A 12,707-nucleotide genomic window follows, 5' to 3' on the forward strand; every position below is an offset into this window, starting at 1 on the left:
ATTCTAACCTCTTCGCGAGATATACCTTAGAAAAAGACCCCGATCTTAAATTTTGATGGCGTATATCACTGAGCTAGTGCGCAACTCTTTTAGGATTTTCTTTATTTTGATAGCATCCTTTCCAGTTCGGTTAAGCACTTTCACTCATTACTGATTTACAAGGGATGGGCGAAACATCACTTAAGCGAACAATACGGATAGCACCTGACAAGGATCGAATTATAGATTGATCGTGAGGTTGTGACTCTTTATTTCTCAGGATTTTAATATAAACAGGATGAATTATGAAAATGACTAAAGTAGTTATGGCTGCTGCTTTCACTGCTGCTCTGAGCTCTGGGGCTGCTTTTGCCGCTGATACCACCACAGGGCAGATCAAATTCGAAGGTGAACTGGTCAATACCGCCTGTGGTCTTTCTGCAAACTCCAGTCCAGTGAACGTTAATTTCTACCAGGTTCCTGTATCAGCACTGGCAAATGGCCAGCGTGCAGCCAGCGTTCAGAAAAACATTGAACTGCAGTACTGCGACACCACCGTAGCGCAAAGTGCTGTTGTTACCTATAACCCAACCAGCCCAAATGCCGTTGATGATTCACTGGCAGCATTTACTTCTGGTACTGCCTCTGGCGCGGGTATCGGCATGCTGGACAGCGCTAACCAGGAAGTTAAGTGGGGCCAGCCTACTGCATCCGTGAAGCTGGTTAACGGCACGACGACCATTCCATTTGTTGCTTTCCTGCGTTCTGAAAAAACCACAGATGCTGAGAATAATGTTGCTTACAGCCCGGTTACAGCAGGTTCTTTCGAGTCGACCATTAATTTCGAAATCGCCTACCAGTAATACGCAATAAAGATACAGTGCGGGGGGATCCCCCCGCACATTTTCACATTCGATGGCAATGCCAGGGAGAGTCAGAATGGAGATCGGCAACGCAATAAGTAGCGATGAGCGCCTCATTGCTCTTTTTTCTGCGCGAGCTGAAGCAGGAAAAAATCATACCCGATCGGGCCATAACCAGAAAAATAAAATATCACCACAAAAAAGAACCCCAGCTAAGAGCAGAAAAATTAAACTCAGAGCATTAAAACACTTATCATTGAGAGCGCTAACCAATAAAAAAACACCCCGATGATATTACGGAAGGCATCTGTTTTCGGGGGGTAGGTTTACGCTATCCGTACTGAAAAGTTCGTTATGAAACGCAGAGCATTTAAACATTTTTTCCAGGATTGAAATCATGTTGGGAACTTTCAGAGTTAAATCAACCGCGGCAATTTTGCAGGCAATCAGCGTCTGCTACGCCACGGCAATATATGCTGACGATAGCGTTGAATTCAATACCGACGTGTTAGATACCGCCGATCGTACCCATATCGATTTATCTCGTTTCTCAACGGATAACTACATCTCGCCTGGCAGCTACCTGCTTGATATTCGCGTTAACGGCAAGTCGCTGGATCAGGAAAAAATTCGCTATATCGAAACCGCAAAGGGAAAAAGTGCCCAGCCCTGCATCAGCAGCAGCCTGCTGAATAAGCTGGCGCTGAAAGAAGAAGCGCGGCTGAAGGTCGCCCAGCCCTATGAGAATTGCTACTCGCTGCAAACGCTGCCGGGTGTGCAATTAAGTAACTATGCCGGTTCGCTCGACATTACCGTGCCCCAGGCATGGATGAAATACGACGATCCTGACTGGACGCCCCCCGAGCGCTGGGATAACGGCATCGCCGGGCTGATTTTTGATTACAGTCTCAATGGACAAATGACCCGACAATTCGACGACAGCCATAATTACAGCACGGTATCAGGCTACGGCCAGGCCGGCGCTAATCTTGGCGCGTGGCGTCTGCGCGGTGAGTACCAAACCAGCTATTACAGTGACAATCACCAGTTTGCTTTCGACTGGAATCAGATTTACGCCTATCGTCCCCTGCCGATGATGGCGGCCAAACTGACGCTGGGTGAAATCTCGCTCAATTCGCAGGTTTTTAGTACGGTGCGTTTTACCGGGGCAAACCTTGTCAGTGACGAACGCATGCTCCCCCCCGCCCTGCAAGGCTACGCGCCTGAAATTCAGGGAATTGCGCGCGGGAACGCCACCGTAACGGTCAGCCAGAGCGGTCGTATTATCTACCAAACCACCGTGCCTGCGGGACCGTTCAATATTCAGGATTTGCGCAGCTCGGTGCGCGGCACGCTGGACGTTCGCGTCGAAGAGCAGGACGGCTCGGTGTCTACCTTCCAGATTAATACCGCCGACATTCCCTATCTGACGCGCCCGGGATACGTACGCTACAACCTTGCCGGCGGCACGCCGTCGACTTACAGCCATAAGCTGCAGGGGCCTTCGTTCATTTCCGGGGATTTTTCCTGGGGGGTCAGTAATGCCTGGTCGTTATACGGCGGGCTGCAAACGTCTGGTGAGGAATTTTCCGCCTCTACAGTGGGCGTCGGGCGCGACCTGAGCGTGCTGGGGGCCCTTTCTGTCGATGCCACCCAATCCCTGAGTAAACAGCGTGATGGCGAGCGTCTTACCGGCACCTCCTGGAAGCTGAGCTATGCGAAAACCTTTGACGAATACCACAGTGCGATCACCTTCGCAGGCTACCGCTTTTCGCAAAAAAATTACCGAACGATGGCGCAATACCTCGACGATCGCTACCGCGACTATCAGGACTCACCGTTTTTTGGCCGTGAAAAAGAGCTGTACACCATCACCGCCAATAAAACCTTTTGGCCGGATAGCGCAGACCAGGCTACCACGCTGTTTTTGTCCTACACCCATCAAAATTACTGGGAAAACAAGCGCAGGGAGCGCTACGGCATGTCTGTCAGCCGCAGCTTCCGCGTGGGGGATACCAAAGGTATCAGCGCTAATCTTTCGGCATACCGCTCCGACTATCGGGGACGCACGGATGATTCTCTCGCCCTCTCGCTCTCGATCCCGATAGGTGACAGCCGCTGGGCCGGTGTGGATGTACAGAGCTATAACGGCAAGAGCAGCCCGATGGCGTCCTACACCGATAACAGCGACGCTAACAATCTGTGGCGTATCCGCAGCGGCGCCAGCCAGGACGGCAACGCCAGCGTTGACGGCTACTATCAGCGGCGCGCGCAGATGGCAGATATCAACACCAATGCCAGCTACCAGCAAAATCGCTTTGTGGCGCTGGGCACATCAGTGCGCGGCGGCTTTACCGCCACACGTCATGGCGCGGCGCTGCACAACGGCGGAGCCACCATGAACACGGCGCGGGTGATGGTCGACACCAACGGGATCGCCGGTGTGCCGCTTAATGACAAACGTTCAAGAACCAACAGTTTTGGTATTGCCGTGGTGCCGGACATCGTGAGCTACAGCAGTTTTGATACCCGCGTTGACGTTGACGCGATGGATGGCGACATCGAACCCGCCAAAGCCATTACCACCGCAACGCTGACCGAAGGGGCCATCGGCTATCAGGCTTTTGGCATGGCAAGGGGATTGAAAATCATGGCCACGCTGCGCCTGGCTGACAATAGCGTACCGCCATTTGGTGCCGAGGTTTATAACGCAGACGGTGTCAGCGTGGCGATGGTGCTGGATAACGGGCAAGCCTGGCTGGCCGGGGTCAATCCTGACGAGACGCTGAACGTGGTCTGGAATGGTAAAAATCAGTGCCGCATTGCCATGCCGTCGGATATCAACGAGCAAGCCACCAGCTTGCTGCTGCCGTGCCGCTAAGCACGCCCATGATGTTAATTCACAGTCATAAAAGGTCAAAAATGAGCATGAATAAATACACAACCCATTGGATGGCCGCCGTGGCGCTGAGCGTACTCAGTGGCCAGGCCGTAGCGGGTATTTCACTCGATCGGACCCGGCTGATTATTACCGAGAAAGAGGCCTCAGCTAGCGTAAATCTCTCGAATACCAGTTCAGCCATTCCTTTTCTTGCCCAGTCATGGGTAGAGGATGAAAAGGGCAATAAGATCACGGCACCGCTGCTGGTTTTACCTCCGCTGCAGCGCATTAATGGCGGGCAAAAGGGAATTGCACGCGTCACAAAGACTTCGGGAATAGAGCAGCTGCCCAAGGACAGGGAGAGTCTGTTCTTCCTCAACGTGCGTGAGATCCCGCCGAAACCCGATAAGCCGAATACGCTGCAGCTGGCGATGCAGTCACGCATCAAGCTGTTTTACCGGCCGGCTGCCGTGATCCCAAAAAGTAAAAGCGAGGTCTGGCAGGACCAGGTGGTGTTCCAGAAAAACGGCAATCAGATAACGGCACAGAATCCGACGCCTTATTACATCACCCTTCTTGGCTTGTCGGACGATGCGAAGCGCAAACTCACCCACTTTCCGGGGATCATGATTGCGCCGAAATCGAGCCAGCAGTTTGCTATCACGGAAGCGAGCGTCAGCACCTTCTCCATGATGTTCGTCAACGATTACGGCGGCCACCCGGAGCTGAAATACCGCTGTGACGGCAACACCTGTAAAGCGCTACCGCCTGCGCAGCAGGATCAGTAACCAGGTAACAGGGAGCCGACAATGCGCCACACACTTTCATCTCTGTCTCTGTTGATGATGAGCCTGACACTTCCGCTGCAGGCAGAGACGTTACGGCTGCCAGATCTTAAGGCCGGGGAGCAGGCTCGCGAGGTCAACGGCATTGTCCGGTTCCACAGTCTGGATCTTACCTTGCCGTGTACGGTGATAACGCAGAGCCATATGCGGTATATTGCGCTGGGAGCAATCGACGCGGGACGTTTTCATCAGGCTGGCGATCGCAGTCAGCCGGTACACATCAGACTGAATCTGAAAAATTGCCTGAAAGGAGCCGCCGGTGCGCCAGCCCCTAACGGGGCGAAGCGGGTGGTCAGTAACAGGGCGGCCAATCCCGCGGGTGAGCGAACTATCCAGCTGATTTTTATGGGAGAGGCCGATCCCATCAACGCGGAACTGCTGCGCATTCACGGAACCGTGCAGGGCGCAGGCATCCGGCTGCTGGATATCAACGGCAACGCGCTGGCGTTCAATCAGACAGCCCGCTCTTATCTGATCAATGCCGGCGACAGCGAGTTTGACTTTATGGCCGCGCTGGAATCAACGGGCGGTCACGTCAGCAATGGCGAATTTAGCAGTCTGATCCGCCTGAAAATGGAGTATCTGTAATGAAAAATTCCACGCTGTTACGCCAGCCACGCTGTCGGGGCCTGCTCTCTGCTGCTGCACTGCTGCTGCCTCATTTAGCCTGGTCCGCCGAGCCTCATGGCGCCATTGAGCCGACGGCGGGCACCTATGACTACAACATCAACCTGGAAAATCAGGACATTACCGATAATCGCATAGGTGCCACTATCCCGCGCGCTTATAGCCTGAGCGGAAGCTACTCGGCCAGGGTGTTTTGCAACAGCAATATTAGCAATGCGCCTATCTACTTCTCCTCCACGGCGACGCTGCCACAGGACAGTCGCTACGCAGGATTTCTCAAGCTCAATGACTACCTGTCCGTCAAAATTGAGATCTGGATTAGCGGCGCGCGGCGCGAGTATTTTGCCGTGCCGTTTAATAACGTTTCAAATATGTTGGCGAACAGCTGCACCGCGCCCTCCTCAAGAATAACGCCCGATATGGACTCGGGCTCGATGGGCCGCGTGACCTTTATGGTGACCAAACCCATTATTAACGGCATCAGGCTGGAGGGTACCGAGATTGCCAGGCTGTTCGGCAGCCTCGTCGCGGGTAACCAGGGCACGGTGGCCCTTTCGCGCACCAACATCAATTCCGCCATCATTACCGTTCCGGACAAGTGCATCATTAATCAGGGCACGCCTGTGGTGGTGGATTTTGGCACCATCCCCGGGACGGGCAGCAAGCTGAACGGCATTAATTACAGCCAAAATATACCGATCCACGTGAAGTGCCAGGGAGGAAGTTTTGCCAGTGGCGCACTGAATATCAAGCTGGGTATTCAACAGCCCTCGCCGGCTTTTGACGACGGTCGATATCTCAGCGTCAGTGGCTCTCCTGCGCGTCCCGAGCTGGGTATCGCCCTTAAGGACAGTCAGGGTAAAGCCATCATCCCCAATACTTTTTATGACGTTCCGGGCTTTACCAATAATGAAGGGAACTGGAATCTCGTGGCCGCGCCGATTGCAAAAAGCGCCACGTCGATGATTCAGGAAGGCGAATTCAGCGCCTCGGCAACTATCGTCGCGCAATTCCAGTAAGGGAAGAGAATGAAAAATATCATTATTGGTCTCGTACTGATGCTGCCTCTGCTTCTTGCGGGTCCCGCGCAGGCCGCTGGCGAACTGATTGGTGGCCAGCTGGATTTTAAAGGCGTTGTGGTGGCTATCCCCTGCAGCATCGCTCCGGAATCGGAAAGTGCACCGGTAGATTTTGGCAAAATTTCAACGCGCGATCTTTATCACTCTGAGAAAAGTGAGCCCATTGCTTTCACGCTCAAGCTACAGGACTGTAATCCGCAATTGGCAAGTACCGTCACCGTAACCTTTAGCGGCAGCGAAAACCCCAATCTGAAAGACCACCTGGCGATAAAGCCCTCGACATCCAATGGGGCCAGCGGTATTGGCATCGGACTGCTGGAAGAAGATAACACGCCGATCCAACTGGGAGTGGCAACGCTTCCTGTCACGCTTAAAAGCGGGATGATGCAGCTGAACTTTAAAGCTTTTGTCGCCGCAGAGCCTGAAGCGCTATCAAAAGAAACCTTGACCACCGGGCCTTTTACCGCCACGGCAAACTACATATTGAATTATCAGTAACGGCATCAAAAGGGATTTTCAGCATGACGTATCGATGTTTTTTTTATGACGAAAATGCCTACTTTTTTGAGGGGATGAAGGCGAGCATTTCATCTTTATTTCGTGAAACAAGAAATGTGTCATTTTCGCTAACGGATGATTACGAACAGCTTATTGATCGAACTAAAAGCAGGATCGAGGGTAACCAACACCTGTGGCTTTTCTGCGATTTAGATATGCTCCCTATGGAGCGTTTTGTGATGCTGAACAGAATGCAGGGTTGTTATAAGCACCAGAACAAAAAGCTGGTCATTATGCTAAGCAATCATCATATGCCATTTTTTTTAACCATCTACAACCTGTTTCCACAGGCGCACTGGTTAATGAAAAATGAAAAAATGGAGCATATCCCTGCTTTTCTTAATGGACTGAATCAAAAAAAAGCCAATGAAAACCGGTTCAGCTACTCGCTGATAGATTATACCCGTAACACTATACGTAGTGGTGATGTACATCATTTAATCTCCTGTAATGAGTGGTGGTTAATTGAAGAGATATTGAGAGGGAAATCCCTGTCAAATATTGCTCATCAGGCGGACACGGACATCCGAAAAATAAGCTATGTAAAGCGCAAGCTAATGAAAAGGCTGAATATAAAAAATAACATCGCTCTTTTTGAGAAGTTCAAATGGCTTACGCCCTCAAGATAAAGCAATAAATTCGATATTTACCGCCGGGTTTTCCGTCGGTATCGCGCAGCACCTGTCTGCAAAATCAACCTAAAGTAAGGAAATAAAGATGAAAAAAGTGACCGCTGTTGAAGCCGCACGCATTATTGGTGGCACCTGTAAGACCTGTGAAAGCACCTATCAGCTGATTACATCAGGTAGCGTGAAGTCCTGTAAGCTGGTAACAACCTGCACCGATAAGCACGGTACGGTTATTTCCAGCACATCAAAAGATGCGGCCAGCAGCAATTGTGGCGTGTTGAACTAAACCCTTGAAGGGCTAATACCCGGAGTCACTCTTTTCCGGGTATTTTTCTGTTTCATAACGAGATGAAGATGACTATCCAGATTAAACGCCGCACATTTATCGGCTATTCCCTGTTGCTGATAATAATCTCTGTACTGATAACCGTACTGTGCTATCACCTGTTTGTGTTTAATACTTTTTCCTCTGACGTTAACCAGACGCAAGCTTTTCGTGAGGTCAGCGATGAAGAGGTTAAAAATAGCCCTATTAAGGACAACAAAACCATTATTGAGGTGATGTCTCTTGGCTGCCACTACTGTGCCGCGAATGAAGATAACCTCGCCGAATTCGCACGTTCGCTGCCGGCGGGAAGCCAGTTCAAAGCGATTCACATCACCAGCGACGATAATGGCCTGGCCGTCTACGCTCCGCTATTTGCCACGCTGGAGGAGATGGGTATTGAAGAGAAGTATCGCGACAGCGCCTATAACGCCATCATTACGCGCAATATCAACCTCAGCGATGGCGAAGCGCTTGAAGCCTGGCTAACAAAAAATAATATCGACGTGGGGGAATATCATCGTGTCAGTCAGAGTGACGCAGTAAAAAACCGCCTGAACTATATGGCGGAGGTGACCCGCCATTACGCTATCCGCTCCACGCCAATTTTTATTATTAACCGGCGTTACGTCGTCGCTCAGGATCGCGATTTCCCGGCGTTTGCCGACCGAATGCGGCAACTGCTCAGCGAGGATAAGTGATCCCGGTGCTGAAGCTTCTGTTGATCCGTATCGTCTTTAGCGTCAGAAATGGCGTTGAGCGGACGGGTGCATTACGCAGTCTGGGGTCGCGCGCGGCCATGGTGATACTGCGCAAAATTTTGCGATACGGCTATCTGCCCGCGCTACTCGCGGTCGCCAGGGCGCTCTGCGCACTGCGTATTGTCGGCCGGGGCTGGCGTTTGCAAAATGCGGTGGCAACCGAGAACTACCGCTGTCTGACGGGGCAGACTGAGCAGATCAACGCCGCGTGGATTGCGGTGCGCCGTCGCCTGCTGGAAGAAGCGGCCACCTGGGGACAGAACCCGGCACTTCTGCAACAGATCCAGCGCTGCGCCAGACAGCTTGATGCGGTCGTCGCACCGCTGCACCGCGAAAAGCACCCGATTATTCTCGCGCCGTTACACTCCGTCTCCGATGTGCTGGCCGCGATGGTGGGCGCCAGCGTGACGCCGGGGAGAGCCAGCGTGGTCGTCTCCGCCAGTGCGGCGCGCTATAACCGCCACACGCGGGCGCTGGGTGGGATCCAGCTCTCCTACTGCTCAATTCATCAGCAGAATAAGGCGCTGGCTGGCGATCTGATGTCGCTGCTGAACGATGTCATCGATGGTCAGCAGAATATGATCATTTTCCCGGATATCTCTCCGGACTATACCCTGCAGGCAGAGGGCGCGCTGGCGGCTAAGCTGCCCTGCCGTCTGTTTGGACGCGCGGCAAAGTTACACAACGGCGTGGTACGCCTATCTGCTGCCATCTCCGCCCAGGTGGTTTTTTATCATCTCTATTACGATCGCGGCCTGCATATCCATATTCATGCCCCCGTGGCGGCTAAAGCGGTGCCCGGCGCCCTGCCTGGCATTATCGAACAGACGCTGCGAACCCGTCCCCAGGACTGGTTGCTCTGGCACAACCACTCTCTCTATTTTATTAATCACTGAACATCATGATGAAAACGACGATCCCCGATGTTATTTTTCAGGAAGAGACCAACGAGTGCGGTCTCGCCTGTGTAGCGATGCTGGCCCAAACCCAGGGGCACCGCGTCTCTCTGGAAACCTTGCGCGAGCTGTTTCCGGCTTCCGATCACGGCACCTCACTTGATGCACTGATGAAAATGATGGCCCGCCTGGGCGTGGCCACTACGCCGGTCCTGTTTGAACATGCTGAGCTGCGGGATCTGCCGCTACCGGCCATTTTGCACTACGGTGCCAGCCACTTTGTGCTGCTGGCTTACCGCAAAGGCAATCATGCCTGCGTGATGAATCCGGCGATAGGAGAGCAGTGGCTGCCGCTGGCGGCGCTGAAGCAGGAGATCAGCGGCTATGCCCTGATTGTCGATCCCGACACGCATCTGACCGCTCAGATCGCTGACCCCCCGCAGAGCAAAGCGCCGCGCGCGCCGCGTGCTATGAGCCTGAAAGAGACCGCCGCCGTACCGGGGATCTACCGGCTGATGATGCTGACTTTTCTGGTGTCGCTTAGCCTGTTTTTGATGCCAACGATGGTGAGCAACGCGATTAACCAGGCCTTCTCCAGTAGCGGGAGCGACACCTTCCCCTACGGGGCATTTATCGTGGCGTTTATTGTCTCCACGCTGATGGCAATGGGTGTCAGGATCGTCAGCGAAAGATTTATCAAACGCTTCGTGCTGATCAACAGCAGCCTCGGCTTCTCGCGTCTGCTGAACAACCCGCTGCGCTTTTTTGAAAAGCGCGCGCCGGGGGAGATTTTCAGCCGTTTCACCGCCTGGCAGTCGGGAATGCTACAAAAGATCGAGCTCGACAATAGTCTGCGCTCCGACTGGGTGATCGCCGTCATCTCCCTTGCCATCATGTTCTGGATCGCCCCCCTGCTGGCGGCCATCTCTGCCGTCGGCGTGACGGTCATGGGCCTGATCAGCATCTGGGCGGTGATCCGCGATCGCTGGTACACCCAGCAGCTACAGCTGAAGGGAGCGGCACTGAACGATTTCTTTATGGAGACGTTACAGGGCGTTCTGACGGTCAAAACCGCCGGGCTGGAGAGCCAGCGCCAGATCGCCTTCGCTGCCTATAGCCGCGATCTGTTCTCCTGCCTGCAGCGGCAAAAAATCTATCAGCAGGTAAAAGAGGGGCTTTACCAGCTGACGGGCAGCATAGAGATGGTGATTTTTATGCTGCTGGTGCTGCCCATGGTCCACAGCAAGCTGATCTCGCTGGGCGATTTTTTTGCCTACAGCTTTCTGCGCCAGATCTTTACCTCATACATTACGCGCATCTTCTACTCGGTGATCCAGAAGTCTCAGCTGCACATCATTGACGGCCGCGCGCACAGCCTGTTTCTGCCAGCGGAAAACGGTGCAGAAGCCGCCCCGCCCGAACCGGTCCTGGCGCACAGCCCGCCACATCTCCACTTTGAGGCCATTCGCTATGCCTGGGATGCGGAAAAAACGATTCTCGATTCGGTCTCTTTCTCTCTGGCGGCCGGTGAGCAGATAGCCATTTTCGGTGAGTCCGGCGCGGGGAAAAGCACCTTACTGCGGCTGATTGCCGGGCTGTTTTCGCCGCAGGCGGGCACCTGCTATGCCGGTGATATTCCGCTACCTCGCCAGCAGCTGGCGCAGTTTGTCTGCCTGCAAAGCCAGGAAGATATCCTGTTTAACGCCTCCGTACGCGAAAACATTACCCTGTTTGACGCCGCCTACCGCGAGCGCGACCAGCAGCGCATTGAGGCACTGCTGGAGTCGCTTGCGCTCGGGGAGGCGGTGCGCGGCTTGCCCGGTGGGATTAATGCCCTGATCCGCGAAAGCCATGCCGCACTGTCGCTGGGGCAACGTCAGCGCCTGCTGCTGGCGCGGGCGATGTACAGCTCGCGCCCGGTTCTGCTGCTTGATGAACCGACCGCCAATCTTGACGACGAAACGGCAGCCATCGTGATGGCGGCCCTCCACGCCCACTGTCAGCGCAACGGAAAATCGTTGATTGTCGTGACCCATAGCGAACAGGTGATGTCCGGTTTTCATCGCGTTTATCGTCTCGCTGAAGGCCAACTGACGCCACAGGAGCCGCGACGTGAAGCTTAGACCCCGTTGGATAGCGACAGGCTGTGTGCTGGCGATAGCCGTGACCCTCGCCGTCATTGCAGCCTTCGACACCTCATCTTCCCCACAGGAAAGCCTTCAGCTTGAAACGCTTGAACGTGGTGACATCACAAAAATAGTCATGGTCACCGGCATACTGAAACCCGCCGTGCAGGTTAACGTCGGAGCCCAGGTGAATGGCCAGCTGCGCAAGCTCTACGTGCAGCAGGGTGACACTGTGCGTAAAGGCCAGCTGCTGGCCGAGATCGATCCCACTCTCCAGGAGTCAGAGCTGAACAATGCGCTGGCGCAGTTAGCCAGCGCGAAGGCGCAGAAGCTGGCGGCGCAAGCCACGCTGCTGCGCTACCGCCAGGAGTATCAGCGGCAGAAGATGATGATGCGCGATGGCTCCGGCATTCGCAGTGAATTTGAACAGGCGAAGGCACAGTACGATGCGCAGCAGCAGCAAATTGCGGTAAACGACGCGCTGATTGTGCAGGGTGAAATGGCGGTGAAAACGGCCAACGCGAATCTTGGCTATACCCGCATCGTCGCCCCAATGGATGGCGAGGTACTCGGTATTGTGACACGCGAAGGTCAGACGATTGTGTCGTCGCAAACCGCACCGACGATCCTGGTGCTGGCCGATCTCGACACCATGCAGGTACAGACGCGCATTTCCGAAGCGGATATTCAGAAGATCCATCCTGGCCAGCCGCTGCAGTTTTACGTTATCGCCAATCCCGACAAACGCTACGACAGTGAGATGGGCTACGTGCAGCCGGCCCCCCAGGAGGCGCTGGAAGAGCAAAACAGCCGGGGAAATAGCACCAATCAGCAGGCCTCTGCGGTCTATTACACCGGCACCTTTACCGTGCCCAACGCCGACCGCGAGCTGAAAACCTCAATGACGGCTCAGGTGTTTATCCGCATTGCTGAAGCGAACAACGTGCTGCGCATTCCGCTGGCCGCACTGGGGCAGCCGCTGGAGGCCAACCACTACCGCATCCGCGTCTTTAATCACGGCAAACTCTACTCGCGCACCGTACAGATTGGCATCTCCGACCGTCAGTACGCCGAAGTGCTGGCGGGGGCTCAGCCCGGCGATCGGGTGGCACTGACCCCGGACGGAGGCCAGGCGTAA

At 54.1% G+C, this 12,707-nt stretch carries 13 protein-coding genes; all 13 read left to right on the top strand.

From position 1 onward, the window contains the following. Positions 1 to 284: 284 nt before the first annotated feature. Positions 285 to 842 (top strand): fimbrial protein, encoded by a 558-nt coding sequence (locus QLG07_RS20630; RefSeq protein WP_048917465.1) that lies wholly within the window; start codon positions 285 to 287, stop codon positions 840 to 842. Between the two features lie 76 nt (positions 843 to 918). Continuing rightward, a complete protein-coding gene (locus QLG07_RS20635; protein WP_282470076.1) occupies positions 919 to 1,134 on the top strand; it encodes a hypothetical protein in 216 nt (71 codons plus the stop codon). A 105-nt stretch (positions 1,135 to 1,239) separates the two neighbouring features. After that, entirely contained in the window at positions 1,240 to 3,723 is a 2,484-nt protein-coding gene (locus QLG07_RS20640) for a fimbria/pilus outer membrane usher protein (protein ID WP_282470077.1), read from the top strand. A 41-nt stretch (positions 3,724 to 3,764) separates the two neighbouring features. Next, positions 3,765 to 4,511, top strand: a complete 747-nt coding sequence (locus QLG07_RS20645) for a molecular chaperone (RefSeq protein WP_048917463.1) — start codon at positions 3,765 to 3,767, stop codon at positions 4,509 to 4,511. 21 nt (positions 4,512 to 4,532) lie between these two features. Further along, positions 4,533 to 5,156, top strand: coding sequence for a fimbrial protein (locus QLG07_RS20650; protein WP_282470078.1), 624 nt, complete (start codon positions 4,533 to 4,535; stop codon positions 5,154 to 5,156). Then, positions 5,156 to 6,214, top strand: coding sequence for a fimbrial protein (locus QLG07_RS20655; protein WP_099754639.1), 1,059 nt, complete (start codon positions 5,156 to 5,158; stop codon positions 6,212 to 6,214). Before QLG07_RS20650 ends, QLG07_RS20655 begins: the two co-directional genes overlap by 1 nt. A gap of 9 nt (positions 6,215 to 6,223) precedes the next feature. Further along, positions 6,224 to 6,772, top strand: coding sequence for a fimbrial protein (locus tag QLG07_RS20660; RefSeq protein WP_099754638.1), 549 nt, complete (start codon positions 6,224 to 6,226; stop codon positions 6,770 to 6,772). Between the two features lie 23 nt (positions 6,773 to 6,795). Next, positions 6,796 to 7,461 carry a DNA-binding response regulator gene (locus QLG07_RS20665; RefSeq protein ID WP_187497119.1) on the top strand — a complete coding sequence of 222 codons (666 nt, stop codon included), beginning with the start codon at positions 6,796 to 6,798 and terminating at the stop codon, positions 7,459 to 7,461. A gap of 88 nt (positions 7,462 to 7,549) precedes the next feature. Beyond that, the gene (locus QLG07_RS20670; protein WP_048917458.1) at positions 7,550 to 7,747 is read left to right on the top strand and encodes a DUF4762 family protein; all 198 of its coding nucleotides are present in this window, start codon (positions 7,550 to 7,552) and stop codon (positions 7,745 to 7,747) included. 74 nt (positions 7,748 to 7,821) lie between these two features. Beyond that, a complete protein-coding gene (locus QLG07_RS20675) occupies positions 7,822 to 8,487 on the top strand; it encodes a DsbA family protein (RefSeq protein WP_133625004.1) in 666 nt (221 codons plus the stop codon). Positions 8,488 to 8,492: 5 nt separating this feature from the next. Further along, entirely contained in the window at positions 8,493 to 9,443 is a 951-nt protein-coding gene (locus tag QLG07_RS20680; RefSeq protein ID WP_282470079.1) for an ABC transporter, read from the top strand. Between the two features lie 8 nt (positions 9,444 to 9,451). Next, positions 9,452 to 11,566 (top strand): ATP-binding cassette domain-containing protein, encoded by a 2,115-nt coding sequence (locus QLG07_RS20685; RefSeq protein ID WP_282470100.1) that lies wholly within the window; start codon positions 9,452 to 9,454, stop codon positions 11,564 to 11,566. Then, a complete protein-coding gene (locus tag QLG07_RS20690) occupies positions 11,556 to 12,707 on the top strand; it encodes an efflux RND transporter periplasmic adaptor subunit (RefSeq protein WP_282470080.1) in 1,152 nt (383 codons plus the stop codon). Before QLG07_RS20685 ends, QLG07_RS20690 begins: the two co-directional genes overlap by 11 nt.

It is taken from the genome of Erwinia sp. V90_4 (assembly GCF_029967685.1).
Taxonomy (GTDB): Bacteria; Pseudomonadota; Gammaproteobacteria; order Enterobacterales; family Enterobacteriaceae; genus Erwinia; species Erwinia aphidicola.

Excerpts from the sequence above, each read along its gene's own strand:
- QLG07_RS20645 (WP_048917463.1), top strand. The coding sequence starts at position 3,765 with ATGAGCATGAATAAATACACAACCCATTGGATGGCCGCCGTGGCGCTG.
- QLG07_RS20640 (WP_282470077.1), top strand. The coding sequence starts at position 1,240 with ATGTTGGGAACTTTCAGAGTTAAATCAACCGCGGCAATTTTGCAGGCA.
- QLG07_RS20635 (WP_282470076.1), top strand. The coding sequence starts at position 919 with ATGGAGATCGGCAACGCAATAAGTAGCGATGAGCGCCTCATTGCTCTT.
- QLG07_RS20670 (WP_048917458.1), top strand. The coding sequence starts at position 7,550 with ATGAAAAAAGTGACCGCTGTTGAAGCCGCACGCATTATTGGTGGCACC.
- QLG07_RS20665 (WP_187497119.1), top strand. The coding sequence starts at position 6,796 with ATGACGTATCGATGTTTTTTTTATGACGAAAATGCCTACTTTTTTGAG.
- QLG07_RS20685 (WP_282470100.1), top strand. The coding sequence starts at position 9,452 with ATGAAAACGACGATCCCCGATGTTATTTTTCAGGAAGAGACCAACGAG.
- QLG07_RS20655 (WP_099754639.1), top strand. The coding sequence starts at position 5,156 with ATGAAAAATTCCACGCTGTTACGCCAGCCACGCTGTCGGGGCCTGCTC.
- QLG07_RS20660 (WP_099754638.1), top strand. The coding sequence starts at position 6,224 with ATGAAAAATATCATTATTGGTCTCGTACTGATGCTGCCTCTGCTTCTT.
- QLG07_RS20630 (WP_048917465.1), top strand. The coding sequence starts at position 285 with ATGAAAATGACTAAAGTAGTTATGGCTGCTGCTTTCACTGCTGCTCTG.
- QLG07_RS20650 (WP_282470078.1), top strand. The coding sequence starts at position 4,533 with ATGCGCCACACACTTTCATCTCTGTCTCTGTTGATGATGAGCCTGACA.